The following is a 20,347-nucleotide window of genomic DNA, read 5'->3' as shown; positions in this document are numbered from 1 at the left end:
CGCACACTGAGCCAGTTCCACTCACCGTTGAGAGCGGCCATCCATCGAACAGACCGGCCACGCACCCATGAGAGCGGTCATTTCACGACTCGCGCGCAAATCTGCCCTGCGCGCGGCGCCGGACGTGACACGATGCAGGGAGACGCGATAAAGGAGCTTAAGGCATGCGTGAACTGATCTTGAACGGAGTCGACGCCGACGGCACTCATCTGCTGCTGAACGACGAAAACGGGCTGCAGTATCGATTGGCTCTCGACGAAGCTCTGTACGCCGCTGTCCGCAAGGACCGCACTACAGTCAAGCCCGAGACCCCTGTCCGCCCTCGCGACATCCAGGCGATGATCCGTGGTGGGATGAGTGCGGAGGAGGTCATCTCCTCCACGGGCGCCGATGTCGAACAGGTCCGCACCTATGAGCGACCTGCTCTGGCCGAACGCGCACACACGGCGTACACGGCCAGTCAGCATCCGATCTACTCTGACCATGACCCCAATGGCGACCCGACTCCTCTGGTGGAACTGTGCCAGACTCGTCTGGCGATGCGCGATGTCGACATCGAGACGATGGACTGGGATGCGTGGAAGCAGCAGGACGGCAACTGGTACATCCAGCTCAGCTTCACCGCCGCGGATCGGACTCGCACGGCTGGATGGAACTACTACCGCCGGTCGTTGACTCCCATCGACGACGAAGCGAAATGGCTAGCCGATTCGGGACCGACCGACACCGGCCCCATCCCGAACTACGGAACCGGTGCGCAACGCCAGAAGAACACCGAGGAGATCGACGCCCCGACCGCGCCTCCAACTCAGACCGAGCCGTCTCCCGCTGCCCGGGACCACCAGGCGGAGACCGGGCGGATCTTGGAGAATCTGCGCAAACGTCGTCGTCATGAAGACGACGACGAGCCCCGTGGCAGGCTCCGCGCTGTCACCGAGGACCCGGAGACTCACCCTCAGGGTGCCCACACCGCGCCAGGACGGCCTGAGGAGGCCACCGATGACGAGGTCTTCGCATTCGAGGACCCGGCATCTGTCGACCCGGAAGAACCTCAGGAGCCCACACAGGAGGTCGCCAGATTCGACGATGAGAATCAGCTGTCCCTGCTCAATGAACCTGGTGTCAGCGAAGAATCGAATCAGTTCAAGGACACGGAGTCGAAAGCGAAGTCGAAGAAGAACAGTCGCGCATCGATCCCCAGCTGGGACGAGATCATGTTCGGCTCGAAGCGCGACTGAGTTCGCCACCCAACTCGACCAGTCGATCGTCGGCTGCGATCAGACTGCGATCATGAGTGACCATCACAACGGCGTGTGAGCAAAGGTTCTTCCGCAGATCATTCACCAACCGTTGTGCCATCTCATCGTCGAGGTGCGCCGTCGGTTCATCGAGCACGAGCACTTCAGCTCCGCTCAGCAGCGTCCTGGCCACGGCCAGTCGCTGACGCTGTCCTCCGGAGATCTCTGCTCCGTGATCGCCGACCCAGAGGTCGAGGCCGGCTTGATCAGCCCATTCGTCCAAGCCCGCGCTGGTCAACGCTGCGCACATCTCCTCGCTGGTGGGTGCCTCTCTGCGCGCGATCGCCAGATTGCCCCTCACCGTCGACCGGAAGATATGCGCCTCCTGCGGGCACCACGCGATTCTGCCGGCAAGGTCCGCTGGCACCAGACCGAGCACGTCCGTCTCGTGGCCTGCCTCGTCTTCGGCTCGGTAGGAGCCTGACCACGGGTCCAGGAAGCGCAGCAGCACGCTCAGCATCGTCGACTTTCCGGTGCCGCTGTCGCCATGCAGGACTGTCCATCGACCCCTCTGAGCTCGCAGATCCAGATTCTCGACGACTGGACTGGCCTCCCACCCGACACTGATGTCTTCGAGGTCGAGGCCAGTAAACGCCGTCGCGTCGGGGTGATTGCCACTGTGATCGTCCGTCGAAGGACCCGACTGGGCGGGTGACAACGCGGGGATGCGATCGAGGACAGCGCCGAGGGTCGGCAGCGCACGGAATGCAAGCAGAGACTGTGAGAAGACATCTGCAGAGCCCAGTGCGATGAGAACGACGACGGCCCGGATCTCGGTCGGCGCCGACGATGTCATCGCGATGAGCATTGCAGCGCCCACCGTGCTCAGCTGCAGCCAGAGCTGCGCGAAGCCCAAGTGGTGTGAGGAGCGACGTTGAGCACGCTGCAGCTCCTGCTCTTCGCCACTGAGCACCGTCAGCACCGTGTCGTCTGCTCGATTCGCCCGCAGGTCTGTTTTGGCATTCAACGCGCGTGCCAGGACAGAGAGTATCCGGTTGCGGACAGTTCGGACGCGGCGGGCGAGGCCGCTTTCACTCCTGATCACTGCCACTGGCAGCAGAACCAGGTTGAGAGCACCGAGGCCCAGGAACACCGGCAGCGTCGTGGGATCGAGGGCCCAGGCGGCGATGAGCACGGCGAGGAAAACCAGGGACGAGGCAACAGGAGCGAACAAAGTCCGCGGAATCAGATCCCGAACGTCATCGGCATCGGAGACCATGGTGCGCAGTGCGGCATCCGAGGTCAGCAGCTTCCGATCCCCCATACCGACCGCTTCGAAGTGCTCCCAGAGACGAGAGCGCAGTCGGCCCAACGATGCGAAGATCGCCGAGTGCAGTTTGAGGCGGCTGAGATAGAGCAGCACTGATCGGCTCAGCCCGAAGAACCGCACACCGACGATGGCAACCATGAGAATCATGATGGGAGGCTGGTAGGAAGCTTCGACGATGAGCCACGCGGAGACTGCGGTCAGCGCGATCGCCGCCAGGCTGGAGGCGCAGGACGCGAGCAGAGCAACGATCATGTTCGGGGTCACAAGTGGCATGCTCGACCGCAGGAGCGACCATCGGCGTCGCAGAATCGTGATCTGTCCCCTTATTGACGAACTGTGGTCCTCGCTCACCATGTCCGCGCTCTGTGATCTGCCCGTCGGGACAAGGCCCGAGGGTACCGCCGGCACGGTGCCCACAGCGGGGTCGGCGTGCGTCGCTGGGTCGGCGTGCGTCGCTGGGTCGGCGTGCGTCGCTGCCGCAGCACGATTCCGCAGATCCGCGTCCGAAGCTGCGTCCTGGCCACGCTCCTGCACTGACGCTGCTGCGTGCGTGCTCACACTGGTCTTTCTGGGGACGATCTCGTCCTCAGCCAGTGCGACTACCCGGTCATCATGGCTGGCTAGGACGACACGCACACGTGCTGCCGCCTCGGCGATCATGTCGATGATGATCGCAGCGTTGTCATCATCGAGGTGAGCGGTCGGTTCGTCGAGGACGAGTGCCTCGGCCTCGCCCTCAACCAGGTGCACCACCCGGACGAATGCGAGTCGACGAAGCTGGCCGGGACTCAGCGCAGACGTCGACAGCGTCGAGTCCTCGGGCAGACGGGCTCCACGCAGCGCAGTCCCCTGCTGTGAGTGCGGGAGACCGTAGGCGTCGAGCTCAGCGCCGATCGTCGCACCGAAGATACGTGGACTCTGAGGGACGAATGCGACCCGGTGCGGTGTCGTTGTGGTTGTGGCCCGGGCGGGCAGCTGTCCGGTCAGGGCTGCCAGAATCGTCGATTTTCCTGCGCCCGAGGCACCCCGAACTGCCGTGATGCCGGGAGCGGTCGGGAAGTCACCGTTCCACTCGATCGTCGTTCCGTTCGGGTAGATGACGCGGTGCTGGGCGCCTGCGGCATCGTCACGAGCCGCATCGTCGCAGTCGAACCCTTTCCGTGACGCACTGTCGGTGCCTGCGATCAGCGCATGGGCACGATCGCGTGCCTCACGACCGTTCTCGCTGGCATGGTAGCCGGCCCCGAGTTCACGCAGCGGCGTGAAGCACTCAGGAGCCAGAAGCAGGACGAAGAGGCCGGAGCTCAAGTCCATGGTTCCGGAGACGAGTCGCAGCCCGATGACGACGGCGACCAGTGCCACGGAGATCGTGGCGATGAGTTCGAGGGCGAGGCTCGAGAGGAATGCGATGCGCAGCGTTGCCAGGTTGGCGCCGTGGTACTTCTCCCCCAGGGCTCGCAGCGTGCGCGCGTGATCCCTGGATCGGCCCAGGCCGATGAGCACGGGCAGGCCCTCGGCCAACTCGGCGAGGTGATCGGACAGGCGCTCGAGTGCCGTGGTGCTGGCTGCCGTCGATTCCTCGGTGAAGCGGCCGATGAGGATCATGAAGATCGGAACCAGCGGCAGACACAGGGCGATGATGACCGCCGAGAGGACGTCGGTGAACACGATGCGCACAAGCAGCGTCACCGGAACCACCGCTGCGGCACTCAGCGCCGGCACCACGGTCGTGAAGTAGTCGTCGAGGTCGTCGATGCCGCGTGTGACGGTGATTGCCGTGTTCATTCGCGGCTGGCCGGGACCGGTGAGCAGCGACCGCAGAATCGAGAACCTCAGCCGCTGTTTGTGCGCGGCGGCCAGGGACGTCCCCAGACTGTGGTCCGTCCAGAGGCTCGCCCCCCGCAGTGCCGCTCCCAGAAGCCCCAGCACCGCCCAGACCGCGACGGGGCTGGAGCCGACGATCAGTCGCACCAGAGCCTCGGCGATGAGTACGATGCCGACTGCGCGCGACAGAGCGCTGAACAGAGAGAGACAGAACCCGCGCTGGCCACCCGGCAGATCGAGCAGGATCCGCAGCGGGGACTTCATGATCTGATCGCCACCGGCACACGGTGTGCCTCGGGGATGTGCGTCTCGGCAATCCTGCCCAGGAACATGCGATAGCTGAAGATCTGGTAGCCGATGATGATCGGCAGGCAGATCGCGGTCACCACCAGCATCACGGTGAGGGTGTAGTCCGATGAGGACGCCGAGGCGATGGTCAGCGAGTTCGCCGAGTTCAGAGTTGACGGCAGCACGTTGGGATAGGCTCCGGCGAACACAGCGAAGAGCCCGGACACCAGGTAGATCCCGTGCAGCACGAAGGCTGCCTTCTCCGCCCCGGAACGCACAGCAAAGTACGCCGCCCCCAGAGCGATCACCGCTGCAACGACCACGGCGACAAGCCACGGGCGCTGGGCGATGGAGAGGCCGAACCAGACGAGGAAGCCGATCGAGGCGGGCAACAGCAGCCTCCGGGCCCAGCGCTGCGCCTTCTCTCGTATGTCGCCCTGCGTCTTCAGACCCAGGAAGATGAGGCCGTGGACGAGGGCGAAGCCGACCCCTCCCAGACCACCGAAGACTGCGGGCCACCCCATCCAGGCGAAGGCCCCACCCACGATGTCCCCGTTGCTATTCAGCGGCAGTCCGCTTGAGGTGATGGCGAGCATGGCACCGATGAAGAACGCGATTCCAGCCGATCCGGCTGCCATCGCCCAGGTCCAGAAGGACTTCCACGCCTGGCTGTGTCCCTTGCCGCGGTATTCGATGGCGACGGCGCGGAAGATCAATGCCAGCAGACACAGTGTCAGCGGTATGTAGAGGGCGCTGAACAGGGAGGCATACCAGTGTGGGAAGGCGGCGAAGGTCGCCCCGGCCGCGGTGATCAGCCATACCTCGTTGCCGTCCCAGGTCGGCCCGATCGTGTTGAGCAGCACCCGCTTCTGCCGTTCGGTCCGGCTCAGCACCGGCATCAGCATTCCGACTCCGAGGTCGAAGCCGTCGAGGAACAGGTACCCCATCCACAGCACGATGATGAGGACGAACCAGATCGTGGCAAGAATTTCCATCGTGTCTTCTCCTCAGTACGCGAACGACAGGACGTCGTCTTCGTCGTTCGTGATCCGCGGGGTGTGGTTGGTCTTCGTGACCTCGGGCATCGCCGAGGCGACTCCTCCCCTGATGTAGACGATGAGCAGCCGCAGTTCGACGACCATGAGAATGCCGTAGACGAGGCTGAGGCTGATCAGCGAGAACAGCAGCATTGCTGGCGTGAGTTGGGGCGACAGTGCCGCCTGGGTGAACATGTACACACCGTCGAGTTGAGCAGGATTCGGCGCGACCACGAACGGCTGGCGCCCCATCTCGGTGAAGATCCAGCCGGCGGAGTTCGCGATGAATGGTGCAGTCACGGACAGGAGCGCACCGCGCATCAGCCAGGGCGAGGCAGGAACGGTGCCCTTGCGGGTCAGCCACAGCCCCAGAGCGCTGACTCCGGCGGCGATCATGCCGAACCCGATCATCATCCTGAATCCCCAGTAGGTGACGATCATGATGGGCTGGTAGTCGATCTTCTCGCCGGAGTGCTGCCCGTAGCGTTCGTCCTCGGGCAGGTGGGTACCGTACTTATCCTGATAGTCAGGAAGCAGTGTCGTCACTCCGTGGACCGGAGTGTTGAAGTCGCCCTTGGCGAGGAAGGACAGCAGGCCGGGGATCTCGAACACGTTCTCAACTCCATCGCAGTCATTCGAGGAGGGATCTCCGATCGTGAGCACCGAGAACTCTGTCCCATCGTGGCAAGCAGCCTCGGCTGAGGCCATCTTCATGGGCTGCTGTTCGAACATGAGCTTCGACTGGATGTCGCCGGTGATCGCCACTCCGAGGAATGCGACGATGCCGACTACCGCACCGATGCGCAGGGACCGGATCCACACCTGGTGGTCAATGGCATCTCTTCCGGGCACATCGGGGGCGGAGCCGACGAGGACCTTCCCGTCGGGCCCGATCGCGTCAATGCCGTCCTTGCGTCGGCGATACAGGTGATACCAGGAAATTCCGAGCAGGAAGCTGCCGCCGACCGCGAGTGCACCGCACAGCGTGTGAGTGTAGGCAGCAATCGCCGTGTTGTTCGTCATCACCGCCCAGACGTCGGTCATCACTGCTTGGCCGTCAACCAATTCGACCCCGACCGGGTGCTGCATCCAGGAGTTCGCAACGATGATGAAGTAGGCGGAGATCCATGATCCGATCACGGCGCACCAGAGGCTGCCCAAGTGAACCGCACGCGGGAGCCTGCCCCAGCCGAAGATCCAGAGCCCGAGGAATGTGGACTCCAGGAAGAACGCGAGCAGCGCCTCCAGCGCCAGCGGCGCACCGAATACGTCCCCCACGAACCGAGAGTACTCGCTCCAGGCCATACCGAATTGAAACTCTTGGACCAGGCCCGTCGCCACGCCCATGATGAAGTTGATGAGGAAGAGCTTCCCGAAGAACTTGGTGCTGCGCAGGTACATCTCGTTGCCCGTGCGGTGGTACATGGTCTGCAGTATCGCAACCAGCATGCCGAGACCGAGGGTGAGTGGGACCATCCAGAAGTGATAGACGGTGGTGATGCCGAATTGCCAGCGCCCGATGAGAACCGGATCCAGGTCCATGGGTACTCCGTTCGTGGAAGACCGATTTTCTACAACGCGTAGAATTCTACATCGCGTAGAAACATTTGCGGCAATATTCTGCCGGCTGAGATCTGCCGTCCCAGATTCCGCGTCAGTGCCCGCTAGCGTTCACTCCACTTCCACGTGGCGTGCACATCCCCGGTGTGACCAAAAGGTGCTCCACCAGCGGCCACGAAGCGGATCACGGGCGGTTTCACATGGAATTCGACAGCCAGTAGAGATAGACTGAACTGGCAAGAAGAACCATCTCTTCGAAGGACAACGACACCGTGGGAACACTGGGCGAACTCGAACGCAGCGTCATGGACGCCATCTGGGTACATGATGATGGATTGAGCGCGGCCGAACTCCGCGATGTGCTGGCAGCACGCGACCTCGCACTGACCACCGTCCACACCGTCCTCACCCGGCTGGAGAAGAAGGGCTTCGTCACTCGCGACCGTAGCATCCGCCCACATCGCTACCTCGCGGTTTCGACGCGCGAAGACCATGTCGCAGAGCTGATGACCGAAGTCCTGTCACAGGCTCCGGATCGCCAGGCCGTTCTTGCCCGATTCCTCGGCACCGTGTCGGAGGCCGACACGAAGGCTCTGCGCAATTTGCTGGGACGCAATCACTCGACCAACTCCTGAAGCAGGTCGTTTTCGAGCATGAGCATCGTGGGATCCGTCCTCGCGGTACTTGCATTTCTCTTAGCGTGGCCGGTTCCGGCCGCGCTCTCCCGTTTTCGGGGAGACCCTATTTCGAAGGTCATCCTGTGGCAGGCCGTCGGCCTTTCCGGTGGCCTCTCACTCATCGGAACAGCGCTGGCTTTCGCTGTTGCCCCCGCCTCGCGCAGCCTGCCTGAGGGGCTTTGGCAGCTTGCCAGAGGACAGTCGCACGCTCATCTCACTGTCTTCGCCTGGATTTTCCTCATCATCGCGGTGGCACTCATCGGACGACTGTTGGGATGCCTCGCCCTGACGTTCTACTCCGCGCGCAAGACTCGAATTCGCCATGATGAGATCCTGCATCTGCTCAGCGAACCGTCCGCGACGTACTCGGATACGCGGATCATCACGACCGATGAGGCTGTCGCCTATTGCCTGCCCCAGGGTCCGCGCAAAGGCACTACGGTGCTCTCAACCGGGTTGCTCGAAGTCCTCGGCGAGGACGAGCGCACGGCCGTCATCGCCCATGAGAGAGCTCATCTGGACTTCCGCCACGACGTGCTCGTGATTCCCTTCGCCGCGTGGCACCGTGCTCTGCCGTTCTTCTCGGCCACCGCGATCGGCCTCAACTCCGTCAATGGCCTGATTGAACTCATGGCCGATGACCAAGCGCGCGAAGATGTCGACCCGGCGATTCTGTCGCAGGCAGTGCGTGAAGCGGCACGCATCAGCCCCGAACATCGCAGCGATCTGTCCGACCAGCGCATCGACCGTCTCTCACGGCCCCTGGACCCTGCGCGGGTGCCGGTGCGCGTGACGTCGACCCTCGTAGCATTGGGCTTGCTGCTCGCCCCCAGCCTGTTGCTCTTCGTCCCCATCGCTCCCGGATTCTGACTCGCCGCGCCACTCCGGTGGACCCTCCGGAGCCCACCGGTTCGACTCCCGGAGGGCTCACATGCTTGACTCAGCTATCGATGCGTTCGGCGTCGAGAACAGCGGCTCCCGAGACGATGAAGTCTTTTCGCGGGCCGACAGACGAGCCCATCAGAAGCTCGAAGGTGTTCTCTGCCGCCTCGGCGTCGGCCATTGTGACCCGACGCAGTGTGCGCATGCTCGGGTCCATCGTGGTCTCCGCCAACTGGTCGGCATCCATCTCGCCAAGTCCCTTGTAGCGCTGGATGGGTTCCTTGTACGTCTTCTTCGACTTCTCCAGCTTCTTCAGCAGTGCATGGAGTTCTGCCTCGCTGTACGTGTAGATGACGTCGTTGGGCGTGCCCCGCTTCGTGACCACCTCCACACGGTGCAGGGGCGGCACAGCCGCGAACACTCGTCCCTGTTCGACCAGTGGCTTCATATAACGGAAGAACAGGGTCAGCAGCAGGGTGCGGATGTGAGCGCCGTCGACGTCAGCATCGGTCATGATGATGACACGTCCGTAGCGGGCCACATCAATGTCGAAGCTGCGGCCGGACCCGGCCCCGATGACCTGGATCAGTGCAGCACATTCGACGTTGGCCAACATGTCCGACAACGATGCCTTCTGCACGTTGAGGATCTTGCCGCGGATCGGAAACAGTGCCTGATGGTCGGAGTTGCGAGCAGCTTTCGCGGTTCCCATCGCGGAGTCACCCTCGACGATGAACAACTCCGTGTTCTCCACCCCGTTGTCACGGCAGTCGTAGAGTTTGGCTGGCAGAGACGACGCTTCAAGCGCAGTTTTGCGACGCTGGTTCTCTTTGTGTGTGCGGGCCGAGATGCGCGACTTGAGCTCTGCGACCACCTTCTCCATGAGGACGGCAGCCTGTTGCTTCTCTGCGCGCTTGGTCGAAGACAGGATTTCGCCCAGCTGCTTCTCAACCGTTTTTGCCACGATCTGTTTGACCGCAGCCGTACCCAGGACTTCCTTGGTCTGCCCTTCGAACTGAGGCTCGGCCAGCTGCACCGTGATCACAGCGGTCAAACCGGCCAGGACGTCGTCTTTTTCGAGCTTGTCCTTGCCCAGTTTGAGTTTGCGGGCGTTGGCCTCGACGGCCTTGCGCATGGCCTTGAGGCTGGCCTGTTCGAAGCCTGCCAAGTGGGTTCCGCCGTGGGGAGTGGACACGACGTTGACGAAGGACTTGACCTTCGTGTCATAGCCAGTCCCCCACCGCAGGGCGATGTCAACGCCGACTTCGCGCTCGACCTCTTTCGAGACCAGGTGACCCGAGGAGTCGAGCACCGGTACTGTCTCGCTGAACTTTCCGGTGTCCTGCAGACGCCAGGTGTCCGTCATCGGAGGGTCAATCGACAGATGGTCGACGAATTCGGTGATGCCGCCGTCGAAGCGGAAGACCTCGAGGCGTTCGGCGATGACCTCGCCGGTCTCGTCACGAGCGACTCCACGACGGTCTTCGATCCGCAGCTCGAGCCCAGGGACGAGGAACGCCGTCTGGCGTGCACGCTCGACGAGGTGCTGGTAGTCGAACTGGGCTTTGGACAGGAAGATCTGCGGGTCAGCCCAATACTGAACGCGGGTGCCCGTGACTCCCCTCTTCGCCTTTCGGACGACGTCGAGTCCGGTCGGCTCCTGGAATTCTTCGAACGGGTTGTCGGGGCCGGGCTGGCCGGAGGAATCGTCGAAACGTCCCGGCACACCTCGGTGGAAGGACATCTTGTGAACCTTGGATCCACGTGTGACTTCGACATCGAGCCGGGCGGAGAGTGCGTTGACGACGGAGGCGCCGACGCCGTGGAGACCACCGGACGCGGCATAAGAACTGCCACCGAACTTGCCTCCGGCATGGAGTTTGGTCAGGACCACCTCGACGCCGGTCAACCCGGTCTTGGGCTCGATGTCCACGGGGATGCCCCGTCCGCTGTCCGTGACCGCCACCGAACCATCAGGTTCCAGTTCGATGAGGATCGACTTGCCGAAGCCGCCCAGAGCCTCATCGACGGCATTGTCGATGATCTCCCACAGGCAGTGCATCAGCCCTCGGGAATCCGTGGTCCCGATGTACATGCCCGGGCGTTTGCGAACTGCCTCGAGGCCCGACAACACGGACAGATGCCTGGCACCGTAACTTTCCTCTTCCACACGCTTCCTCTCGTTCGATTAAATTCTAATCGCTCAACCCGATCTGTCGATGCCATTGCGAGCCGTGTCTCGCTCCGATTGCGCCGAATGCCACCGTTGGCGGCATATTTGCTGGAACAATGGCACCATGTCTCCACCTCGCCGCGCTCTGATCCCCGTCCTGTGCGCCATTCTCGCACTGCAGGGGCTGGCCGGGTGCGGTTCGAACCCGCCTCCACCCGACTCATCCACTCCGGTGGCGCCCGAAGGGATGTCTGACCCCAAGGGCTCTGAAGCCCGGGACGCCCCGACGACACAGCCCGGAACCGATCTCAGCGGTCGCACCGTCGCCATCGACCCCGGCCACAACGGCGGCAACGCCTCGCACCCGAACACGATCACTCGCCCGGTGCCCGATGGACGAGGCGGGACCAAGGCGTGCAACACCACGGGAACGGCAACCGACTCCGACTACCCTGAATCCGACTTCACCTGGGGCGTCGGTCAGAAACTGAAGCACGACCTAGAAGATGCCGGCGCCGAGGTTGTCATGAGTCGCGATGACAACGACAGTGTAGGCCCCTGCGTCGACGAACGCGGTACATTCGCCGATGACGCCGACCTCATGATCAGCATCCACGCCAACGGAAGCGAATCGACGAAGGCCAAGGGCTTCCATGTCATCGTCGCGCAGCCGGGCAGGTCCGAGAAGGCCGAGGACGATTCGAACCGCCTCGCCGATGCAATGAGCCAGGCATTGGCCGCCGACTTCACGCCCAACAAGGCATATGGCAAGAATGCGATCAGCCGCCGTCCTGATCTGGCCGGCCTCAACAACGCCTCGGTGCCGGCCGTCATCGTCGAATGCGGCGAGATGCGCAACCCCAGCGAGGCCAAGACGATGGAGTCGAAGTCCGGTCAGCAGAAATACGCCAAAGCCCTGATGCAGGGCATCGTCGACTGGTACTGAACCTGCTCGATCGGCAGCGTAACTGACTCAGCCGACAACAGAACTGAAAAGCGCAGATCGCCTGCGGTCGCGATAGTTCGCGTCCACAGGCGATCATGGTGTGCAGGCTCATTGACTGCAGGTTCTGAGCCTGCAGGGCATGGGACTCAGTCGAGGTAGTCCCGCAGAACCTGTGAGCGCGAAGGGTGTCGCAGCTTCGCCATGGTCTTGGACTCTATCTGGCGGATACGCTCACGCGTGACTCCGTAGACCTTGCCGATCTCATCCAGAGTCTTCGGCTGGCCGTCGTTGAGGCCGAAGCGCATCGACACGACGCCGGCTTCACGTTCCGACAAGGTGTCGAGAACCGAGTGCAGCTGTTCCTGCAGCAGGGTGAAGCTGACCGAGTCTGACGGTACGACTGCTTCGGAGTCCTCGATGAGGTCACCGAACTCCGAGTCTCCGTCTTCACCGAGCGGCGTGTGCAGCGAGATGGGCTCGCGGCCGTACTTCTGAACCTCAACGACACGTTCAGGTGTCATGTCGAGTTCCTTGGCGAGCTCCTCCGGGCTCGGCTCGCGTCCGAGATCCTGCAGCATCTGACGCTGGACACGAGCAAGCTTGTTGATGACCTCGACCATGTGCACGGGAATGCGAATGGTGCGAGCCTGATCGGCCATGGCACGGGTGATGGCCTGACGGATCCACCACGTGGCGTATGTCGAGAACTTGAAGCCCTTCGTATAGTCGAACTTCTCGACTGCACGGATGAGGCCCAGGTTGCCCTCCTGAATCAGGTCGAGGAAGAGCATTCCACGACCGGTGTAGCGCTTAGCCAACGAGACGACGAGACGCAGGTTCGCCTCGAGGAGGTGGTTCTTCGCGATGCGACCGTCGTGGATGATCCACTTGTAGTCCATGGACTCACGCGGTTCGGTGATGCCACCGGCATCGAGCAGATGCTCGGCGTACATTCCGGCTTCGATGCGCTTGGCCAGATCGACCTCTTCGGCCGCATTGAGCAGTGCGACCTTGCCAATCTGCTTGAGGTAGTCCTTGACCGGATCGGCGGTGGCTCCCGCAGAGACGACCTGCTGTGCAGGAGCATCTTCGTCGTCGGCATCGGAGACGATGAAGCCGCCAGCTTCTGTGACAGCGGCGTTCTTCTCCTTCTCTTCGGAGTTCTTCGTCTCGGTCGCCTCAGCTGGGCTCTGCTCAGTCCCGAGAGTGTCGGTTGCCGGCTCGACTGTCTCGCCCGCCTCGAGCGCATCATCGGACTTCTTCTTCGCCCCCGCGGCCTTAGTGGGCTTCGCGGCCGTCTTTTTGGCACCGGTGGTCTTCGCCACCTTAGCGGCGGTCGGTTTCGTCGCAGCGGTTTTGGCGGTCGGTTTCGTCGCGGCGGTTTTGGCGGTCGGTTTCGTCGCGGCGGTTTTGGCGGTCGCCGTCTTTCGGGCCGCGGTGGTCTGCTTGGTCCCGGTTTCCGCAGCGGTCGCTGAAGCCGTTGTCTTCGTCGTCTTCGTGGCTCCCTTCGACGCCGCAGCTGTCTTGGATCCAGCGGTGGAGGTCTTGGCGGCCGTTCCCTCCGACTTTTCCGTCACCGTCGTGGATTCCTTGTCGACTCTCGGCACGTGTTCACCTTTCGCGAGCGTTGAAACTTCTCGAATGCACCAGGACATTACTAAGACCCATGTCAAGAGGTCCAGGTATCGGGCCCGAGGGGAACACAGAGTTCGCCCATGATGCTATGACAGGGTCAACACCCAATTTTCGCACGATATTCCCGGCTTGGCGAATTGAGCCCTGGACGCAGGCTCCGGCCCGCGCGCCGAGGTCTTCTCAGAGAGCCGACACCGCATCGTAGGGCTCATCCGGGGCCGCGGCGTGCTGACATCAGCCAGCGTGGGAGATACCCCTGATCCACCGCGTCCAGGATCAGGGTGGCCATCGCGTGGTCAGCGTCGAGTTCGAGTCCTGCCTGGGCGTACTGCTCCGCCATCGTCGAGCCTCCCAACGACCATTCGAACCATGCGATCACAGCATATGCGGTGGCGCGGACGTCGGGATGCCCCAGGGGTATGTAGGCCCTGAGAAACTCGATGCCCAGCTGAACATCGCGGGGGCGAGGAGCACGCGGAGAGAGCCCCACCATGTGCTGTGCAGCCTGCGGAGACATCGCATATCTCTGCGCGCGAAGGTTAAGCTGCCCCGGCCCGCACGACTCAATGTCAGCCGGCGCGAAATTCGGGTGATCAAAGCTGAGGATCATTTCGAGTGCGTCCCGAGACCATTTTTCGCTGAGGATCGCGTCGACTGCCTTGATCGTCTGCAGCGTCATCAGCTCTGCCACGGCGGCCCGGTCGATGGCGTCCTCCCCCTCGCTTAGGCAGGCCAGCCGCGGGTACAGGATGGAAAGGACGTCGAAACCATCGGCGATGGTCAACCAGGTATCGCAGTGGCCGTTGCGACTCACAGTGAATTCTGCTGCCGACACGGGCCTGACGACAAGTTCCTGCGGTGATGCTGCAGGAGAGGAACCCGCTGCGACGAGTTCGGTTGCACACGCCGATGTCGAGGCGGCTTCAAGCAGGGTGCTGATCTGCGCATCGCCGTCGATGCGGCCAAATCGCTCCTCGCTGACCCACCATGCGCTCAGCGTGTCGATGCCTCGCTCTCCCAGCGACAGCGCAATCTCATCGATGGCCGCCCGGATGAGATCTCGATGGACGCGCGGGTACTCGTCACCGAGTGCCCCGACTCCCGCGAGAACAGCCTCTGGCGTGCCGCACTGGTAGTCCGAGTCGTAGAGAACGAGGAACACCCCCGTTGCAGTGCACGCTCCAGTGATGAGATCGCTGTACCACTTTCCGCCCTCGGCCACGAGATGGGCGGCAGTCTCCAAGTCGAAGTCGACGCGCAACGTCGTCGCACATGTCTGGGTGCCGTGTTCGTCGGGTCCCACGATGACAGCCACGAGGCTCTCCCGTGGAATGTAGCCAAGAGTGTGGGGCACGATTCCGATGATGTCTTCTGCTGTCTTCGCTGTGGTCTCCATGGCATCACTACAGCTCCCGAACTGCCGGATTGGCCAGAGTGAGCTGAGCGCATGTGGAAACACCTGAGGTGTCCACAGCCCAAACGCACTCAAGTGTGGGCCGATATCCCCATGCAATGTCGCGCAGAATTGCCACCGCGGCTCAACTGGCATACAAGTGAGGGGTGGCAAAACGACGGATATACACAGCACCTGGCTCACAAGTCGTCGAAATCTCGACCGGCACCGCGCGCCTGGAGAAGGTCGACGGGGAGGCCGACAGCTATGTTCTCCATGTCAATGGCGTGCCGTCCTCGTCGATCACTCTGAGCGAGCCGACTCGTCTGGACTTTGAATATCTGGATTGGATGTCGCGGATCATCGATGTCCAGTTTGCGGCCGGCCCGCTGCGAGCGGTCCACATCGGTGCTGCCGGATGCGCACTCGCCCGTGCCCTCCATGCCCGGCGACCGGGTTCGAAGCAGACAGCGATCGACATCGACTCAGCTCTCCTCGACTACTCTCGCACTTGGTTCGATCTTCCGCGCGCCCCTGGGCTGGCTCTGCGTGCTGGAGACGGCGCTGTCGAAGCCGAGAAGTTCCGTCCCGACACTCTTGACGTGCTCATCCGTGACGCCTTCGACCATGACTCCGTGCCGCCAACCCTGCAGACCTCGGAGTTCTTCACCACCTGCGCGCGGATCCTCAAAGACTCAGGCATCTATATCGCCAACGTCCCCGATTCTGGCGACCACCGCGTCCTCAGAGCCGAGCTTGAGCTGCTGAATTCTGCTTTCGAACATGTCTCGGCGGCTGCCGAGCCCGGAATTCTCAAAGGTCGCAGACGCGGGAACGTGGTCGTCATCGCCTCGAACTCCCCGCTGCGCGTGCCCGACCTCGATAGAAGTCTACGCACTGCGGCGACAATGGCGACCTTCCTGACGGGGCAAGGGCTGATGTCGAGACTGGGACTGTGACGGAACACACCAGCAGTGAATCTTTGCTTCCAACTACTCCCGGTGAGAAAAGTTCGGCATAATGGAATGCCGATTGGGAAGGTGAGATGACCGAAACTTCAGAAATACGCGTCGAACAGATCAAGCTTGACGAGCTCTATGCACGACTCGACGAATTGCGGGATGAGGCAACGGCCCGACTGGGTACTGTGAGGATCTCCGAAGTCGGTGGCAATCATCAGCACCGGAGTGAACGGGATGCGTTCGCCACCCTGTATGAGGACCAGCTGATCCGGCTCAACAGCGCCGAGGACGGCCTGTGCTTCGGTCGTCTGGATCTGCAATCAGACGCCGAGCCCAGCTACATCGGACGGATCGGGCTCACCGATGCCAACCGACAGCAGATTCTCATCGACTGGCGTGCACCGGCATCGGAGCGCTTCTACCAGTCGACTGCAGCCAACCCGGCGGGAGTCGTCCGGCGACGCCATCTGGTGACGAAGAACCGCACGGTCACAGATCTCGAGGACGATGTGCTCGACATCGAGGCTCTCGACGATGCGCAACGATCGAACCTGCAGGGCGAGGGCGCGCTGATCGCGGCACTGACCAATCACCGGACCGGTCGAATGGGCGATATTGTCGCGACCATTCAGGCCGAACAGGATGCCATCATCCGCCAACCGCTCCAAGGTGTGCTCGTGGTACAGGGCGGCCCCGGAACAGGAAAGACGGCGGTGGCACTCCATCGCGCGGCCTTCCTCCTCTATCGGCATCGGGAGCGCATCGCCAAATCAGGTGTGCTCCTGGTCGGGCCCTCCGCAGTGTTCCTCAAGTACATCGAAAAGGTCCTGCCCAGCCTCGGTGAGACGGGTGCGCTTCTGCTCACACCGGGCCAGCTCTACCCAGGTCTCGAGACCGAGCTGACAGACGACACGAATGTGGCAGTGATCAAGGGCCGATCCGAGATGGCTGCGGTGCTGAAGAATCACATCGCCAACTACGAGCGGATCCCCGACCAGAACGAAGAGCTGCGCGTCGGCTCACACACCATCTGGCTGCGCCGCCGCGACGTGCGCGGTGCCCGTGATCGAGCCCGCCGGAGCGGGGATGCTCACAACGCCGCCCGGAACGGCTTCGTCTCCGGTCTGCTCAAGACCCTCGCAGAGGATTTGGCACGGCAGATGGGGCTCGACGGTGCCGGTGAGAGACTGCCGGAGCTGATGGACGAGCTGCGGTCGAGCGTGGACGTGCGCCGAGCACTCAATCTCGCCTGGTTCCCGATCAGTCCCGCTGCGGCGCTGCGTGCACTGCTGTCCAAACCACACAAGTTGCAGGCCGCTGCCAGACACCTGCTCTCGCCGGAGGATCAGAAGACGCTGATCCGCCCGGCCAATGCCGAACTCACCGTTGAAGACGTTCCCCTCCTTGATGAGCTCGCTGAGCTGCTGGGCAGCAGTCCACAGCAGACCGCGGCTCGGGACGCGTCCGCTCGTGAGTATGCCGAAGCGGTCCTCGATATGACGGACACCTCGGCCCTCATCGATGCCGAGACGCTCGCCGCCAGGTGGGAGGAAGAGGGCCCGACGGTCGCCCTGGCCGAGCGGGCGCTCGACGATCGCGAATGGACCTACGGCCACCTCGTCGTCGACGAGGCTCAGGAGCTTTCACCCATGCAGTGGCGGGTGCTCTTCCGGCGAGTTCCCTCAAAATCAGCGACTGTGGTGGGTGACCTGGCACAGTCCTCACACGTGGACAATACCCGGACATGGAATTCCATCCTGTCCGAGTTCGTCGGGGACCGCTACGCTCTGCAGGTGCTCACCGTGTCCTATCGGACACCTCAGTCGGTGATGGACCTGGCCAACCGCTACCTGCACCGTCATTTCCCTCAGCTCGAACTCGTCGAGTCCGTCCGACAGGGCGGCCCCGACCCGCGGATGGAATCGTTCGCTTCGTCTCAGGAAGTGGTCAATGCTCTCGCGCCTACTGTCAGAGACGAGGTCGAATCGGTGGAAAGCGGCAAGATCGCTGTGATCGCACCTGTCGATCTCATCGATTCCGTCGCCGAGGTGCTCGCCGGCTTCGACATCGGCCGTTCGGTCACCGGCCTCGACCATCAGATCGCGGTCATCACTGCACAGCAGGCGAAGGGTCTCGAGTTCGATTCCGTCGTCATCGTCGAACCGGGACTGATCGCCCCCGCCGGTCATGAGGATGGGGTCGGCGCACTCTATGTGTCGCTGACGCGCACCACAGATCGGTTGCGGATCCTTGCCGCTGCGCCGACCGAACTGAGCGAGCTCATCGCCGACTGAGTCAGCGCAGACTCCCTCACGTCCACCGGACCTGATTGGACGCAGACAGGGGGCGAATCGGAGTCATCTCCGATTCGCCCCCTGTCTCGCTCCGCGCAGGCTTCTGACTGATGATCAGGCTTTTGGACCCTCGCGGAGAAAGTAAAGGGCCGCTCAACGGTTCGGCTTCCCCTCCGAACCGCAAGCGGCCGCGCGCCAGAAGCGCGCACTGTCAATGTTACACAAGAATCGGTGCCCTGGACTACTCCGCTCACAGAATTCTGAGGTGATTTTCCTAGGGTTGGAAATCTTCGGGGGTCGCCTGCCTGGCGTCTCCCGACTTCAGTGCCGCATCCGCACGCAGTGAGTCGATCGCCGTCTCAAAGTCTTCGAGGGAATCAAAGCCCTGGTAGACGCTGGCGAATCGCAGGTAGGCGACCTGGTCGAGCTCCCGCAGGGGCTCGAGGATGCTCAGGCCCACCTCGTCGGCGTCGATCTCAGCAATTCCCTTGGAGCGGATGTCCTCTTCGACCTTCTGTGCCAGCTTCGCCAGGTCGTCGTCGTTGACGGGCCGCCCCTGGCAGGCCTTGCGCACACCCGACATGATCTTCTGACGGGAGAACTCTTCGGTCACGCCGGAGCGTTTGATCACCGACAGGCTGGTCGCTTCCATGGTGGTGAAGCGGCGCCCGCAATGACGGCACTGACGCCTGCGACGGATCGCGGCGCCATCTTCGCTGGTCCGCGAATCGACGACTCGGGAATCTGATTCACGACAGAAGGGACACCGCATATCTACTCCTCGAACCTGATGCTGACGGCCCGACCGTGGGCAGGGAGCTGTTCGCTGTCCGCCAGCACCTCAATGTGTTCGGCAACCTCGGCGAGGGCCGAACGGTCATAGTCGATGACCTGGCTGACCTTGATGAACGAGTGCACGCCCAGCCCAGATCCGTGGGCGGCCGTTCCCATCGTGGGCAGGACGTGATTCGATCCTGCGCAGTAGTCGCCCAGGGACACCGGCGCCCAGTCTCCGACGAACACCGCTCCCCCGTTGGTGATCCGTGCGGCAGCAGAATGACCGTCGGCAGTGTGGACCTCGACATGTTCTCCGGCGTACCCGTTGACGACGCTGATGCCCGCGTCCAGATCATCGACGAGGACGATGGCGGACTGCTTCCCTGCCAGGGCGATGCCGATCCGCTCCTCATGGGCTGCTGCGGGGACCTGGGCGGCGAGTTCGGCCTGTACTCGCTCAACCAACTCAGTCGAATCGGTGACGAGGACAGAGGCAGCCAGTTCGTCGTGTTCGGCCTGACTGATGAGATCGGCGGCAACGAAGGCTGGATCTGCTGTCGAATCGGCGAGAACGATGATCTCGGTGGGTCCGGCTACCGCGTCGATGCCCACCTGTGTTCGCATGAGAGATTTCGCGGCGGCGACGTAGGCATTGCCCGGACCGGTGATGAGGTCGACGGGTTCCAGCTGCTCCTCATCGTCAAGGCCGTAGGCGAGAGCACCGATTGCTTGGGCACCGCCCATGGCCCAGACTTCATCGACACCGAGGATGTGGGCTGTGGCGAGCACCGTGGGGTGAGGCAGTCCATTGCTCTGGGGCGGGCTGGCGATGGCCAGTGAGACAGACCCTGCCGCCTGTGCCGGCACGACGTTCATCACGACGGTCGATGGATACACGGCAAGTCCGCCGGGCACGTAGAGGCCGACTCGTTCAATCGGCAGGTGCCGTGTGGTCACGTGCGCTCCGGAGGACAGTTCTGTGCGAACGTCAGTGGGGCGCTGGTCGTCGGCGACCTTCCTGGCCCGCGAGATCGATTCGACCAGGGCCGCTTTGACGGAAGGATCCAATTCATCTTCGGCGCGCTTCAGTTCGGAGACGGGCACACGCAGAGACTCGAGTTCGACCGAGTCGAATCTCGCAGTGAATTCCTTCACGGCACGACTGCCCCCGGCCTGCACCTGGCTCAGCAGCTCGGCCACCCGTCGTTCGATACCGGCATGCGTATCGGCGGCACGGGGCAGCTTCTGCTTAAGGAATCTCTTGCTCAGTTTCTCGCCGCGGAAGTCCAGTATGTTCACTCGCACCATTCTAGGCCCCCTCCCTCAACCGA

The 20,347-nt window shown here is 62.7% G+C and carries 14 protein-coding genes; 6 read left to right on the top strand and 8 right to left on the bottom strand.

The genetic code is table 11. The annotated features are described in order from the left end of the window. Positions 1-164: 164 nt before the first annotated feature. Entirely contained in the window at positions 165-1,238 is a 1,074-nt protein-coding gene (sepH, locus tag BANT918_RS00455) for a septation protein SepH (protein ID WP_101618486.1), read from the top strand. Here sepH and cydC read toward each other — a convergent pair. From cydC to BANT918_RS00440, 3 genes are read right to left on the bottom strand one after another with little or no spacing between them, the layout of a single operon-like run. After that, positions 1,213-4,656, bottom strand: a complete 3,444-nt coding sequence (gene cydC / locus BANT918_RS00450; RefSeq protein WP_101618485.1) for a thiol reductant ABC exporter subunit CydC — start codon at positions 4,654-4,656, stop codon at positions 1,213-1,215. The two genes, sepH and cydC, sit on opposite strands and share 26 nt — an antisense overlap. Then, positions 4,653-5,675, bottom strand: a complete 1,023-nt coding sequence (gene cydB, locus BANT918_RS00445; RefSeq protein WP_101618484.1) for a cytochrome d ubiquinol oxidase subunit II — start codon at positions 5,673-5,675, stop codon at positions 4,653-4,655. Before cydB ends, cydC begins: the two co-directional genes overlap by 4 nt. Positions 5,676-5,687: 12 nt before the next feature. Then, positions 5,688-7,259 (bottom strand): cytochrome ubiquinol oxidase subunit I, encoded by a 1,572-nt coding sequence (locus BANT918_RS00440; RefSeq protein ID WP_101618483.1) that lies wholly within the window; start codon positions 7,257-7,259, stop codon positions 5,688-5,690. A 290-nt stretch (positions 7,260-7,549) separates the two neighbouring features. Between BANT918_RS00440 and BANT918_RS00435 the strand changes: the two genes are divergently transcribed. Both BANT918_RS00435 and BANT918_RS00430 read left to right on the top strand, forming a co-directional pair. Then, on the top strand, positions 7,550-7,912 hold the full coding sequence (locus tag BANT918_RS00435; RefSeq protein WP_009884389.1) for a BlaI/MecI/CopY family transcriptional regulator: 363 nt from the start codon (positions 7,550-7,552) through the stop codon (positions 7,910-7,912). 18 nt (positions 7,913-7,930) lie between these two features. Then, positions 7,931-8,824, top strand: a complete 894-nt coding sequence (locus tag BANT918_RS00430; RefSeq protein ID WP_101618482.1) for a M56 family metallopeptidase — start codon at positions 7,931-7,933, stop codon at positions 8,822-8,824. A gap of 70 nt (positions 8,825-8,894) precedes the next feature. Here BANT918_RS00430 and BANT918_RS00425 read toward each other — a convergent pair whose 3' ends face one another. Then, complete coding sequence (locus tag BANT918_RS00425) at positions 8,895-11,006, bottom strand: DNA gyrase/topoisomerase IV subunit B (RefSeq protein ID WP_101618481.1); 2,112 nt, start codon at positions 11,004-11,006, stop codon at positions 8,895-8,897. A 127-nt stretch (positions 11,007-11,133) separates the two neighbouring features. Here BANT918_RS00425 and BANT918_RS00420 point away from each other — a divergent pair, with 127 nt between their 5' ends. Next, a complete protein-coding gene (locus BANT918_RS00420) occupies positions 11,134-11,955 on the top strand; it encodes an N-acetylmuramoyl-L-alanine amidase (protein WP_101618480.1) in 822 nt (273 codons plus the stop codon). A gap of 146 nt (positions 11,956-12,101) precedes the next feature. Here BANT918_RS00420 and BANT918_RS00415 read toward each other — a convergent pair whose 3' ends face one another. Both BANT918_RS00415 and BANT918_RS00410 read right to left on the bottom strand, forming a co-directional pair. Continuing rightward, positions 12,102-13,562: an RNA polymerase sigma factor gene (locus BANT918_RS00415; protein WP_101618479.1), complete on the bottom strand. Its 1,461-nt coding sequence runs from the start codon at positions 13,560-13,562 to the stop codon at positions 12,102-12,104. A gap of 236 nt (positions 13,563-13,798) precedes the next feature. After that, entirely contained in the window at positions 13,799-14,986 is a 1,188-nt protein-coding gene (locus tag BANT918_RS00410; RefSeq protein ID WP_167389346.1) for a DUF4192 family protein, read from the bottom strand. Between the two features lie 164 nt (positions 14,987-15,150). Here BANT918_RS00410 and BANT918_RS00405 point away from each other — a divergent pair, with 164 nt between their 5' ends. Continuing rightward, positions 15,151-15,942, top strand: a complete 792-nt coding sequence (locus BANT918_RS00405; RefSeq protein WP_101618477.1) for a spermidine synthase — start codon at positions 15,151-15,153, stop codon at positions 15,940-15,942. An 86-nt stretch (positions 15,943-16,028) separates the two neighbouring features. Then, positions 16,029-18,239, top strand: coding sequence for a HelD family protein (locus BANT918_RS00400; RefSeq protein ID WP_101618476.1), 2,211 nt, complete (start codon positions 16,029-16,031; stop codon positions 18,237-18,239). A 274-nt stretch (positions 18,240-18,513) separates the two neighbouring features. Here BANT918_RS00400 and nrdR read toward each other — a convergent pair whose 3' ends face one another. Together nrdR and hisD are read right to left on the bottom strand one after the other, a co-directional pair. After that, a complete protein-coding gene (gene nrdR / locus BANT918_RS00395) occupies positions 18,514-19,011 on the bottom strand; it encodes a transcriptional regulator NrdR (protein ID WP_101618475.1) in 498 nt (165 codons plus the stop codon). Positions 19,012-19,013: 2 nt separating this feature from the next. Further along, on the bottom strand, positions 19,014-20,324 hold the full coding sequence (gene hisD / locus BANT918_RS00390; protein ID WP_101618474.1) for a histidinol dehydrogenase: 1,311 nt from the start codon (positions 20,322-20,324) through the stop codon (positions 19,014-19,016). Between the last annotated feature and the right edge of the window lie 23 nt (positions 20,325-20,347).

The organism is Brevibacterium antiquum CNRZ 918 (assembly GCF_900169145.1).
Taxonomy (GTDB): Bacteria; Actinomycetota; Actinomycetes; order Actinomycetales; family Brevibacteriaceae; genus Brevibacterium; species Brevibacterium koreense.
This window is presented reverse-complemented; position numbering and strand designations above follow the sequence as displayed.

Coding starts and splice junctions, on each gene's coding strand:
- sepH (WP_101618486.1), top strand. CDS start 165: ATGCGTGAACTGATCTTGAACGGAGTCGACGCCGACGGCACTCATCTG.
- cydC (WP_101618485.1), bottom strand. CDS start 4,656: ATGAAGTCCCCGCTGCGGATCCTGCTCGATCTGCCGGGTGGCCAGCGC.
- cydB (WP_101618484.1), bottom strand. CDS start 5,675: ATGGAAATTCTTGCCACGATCTGGTTCGTCCTCATCATCGTGCTGTGG.
- BANT918_RS00440 (WP_101618483.1), bottom strand. CDS start 7,259: ATGGACCTGGATCCGGTTCTCATCGGGCGCTGGCAATTCGGCATCACC.
- BANT918_RS00430 (WP_101618482.1), top strand. CDS start 7,931: ATGAGCATCGTGGGATCCGTCCTCGCGGTACTTGCATTTCTCTTAGCG.
- BANT918_RS00420 (WP_101618480.1), top strand. CDS start 11,134: ATGTCTCCACCTCGCCGCGCTCTGATCCCCGTCCTGTGCGCCATTCTC.
- BANT918_RS00410 (WP_167389346.1), bottom strand. CDS start 14,986: ATGGAGACCACAGCGAAGACAGCAGAAGACATCATCGGAATCGTGCCC.
- BANT918_RS00400 (WP_101618476.1), top strand. CDS start 16,029: ATGACCGAAACTTCAGAAATACGCGTCGAACAGATCAAGCTTGACGAG.
- nrdR (WP_101618475.1), bottom strand. CDS start 19,011: ATGCGGTGTCCCTTCTGTCGTGAATCAGATTCCCGAGTCGTCGATTCG.
- hisD (WP_101618474.1), bottom strand. CDS start 20,324: ATGGTGCGAGTGAACATACTGGACTTCCGCGGCGAGAAACTGAGCAAG.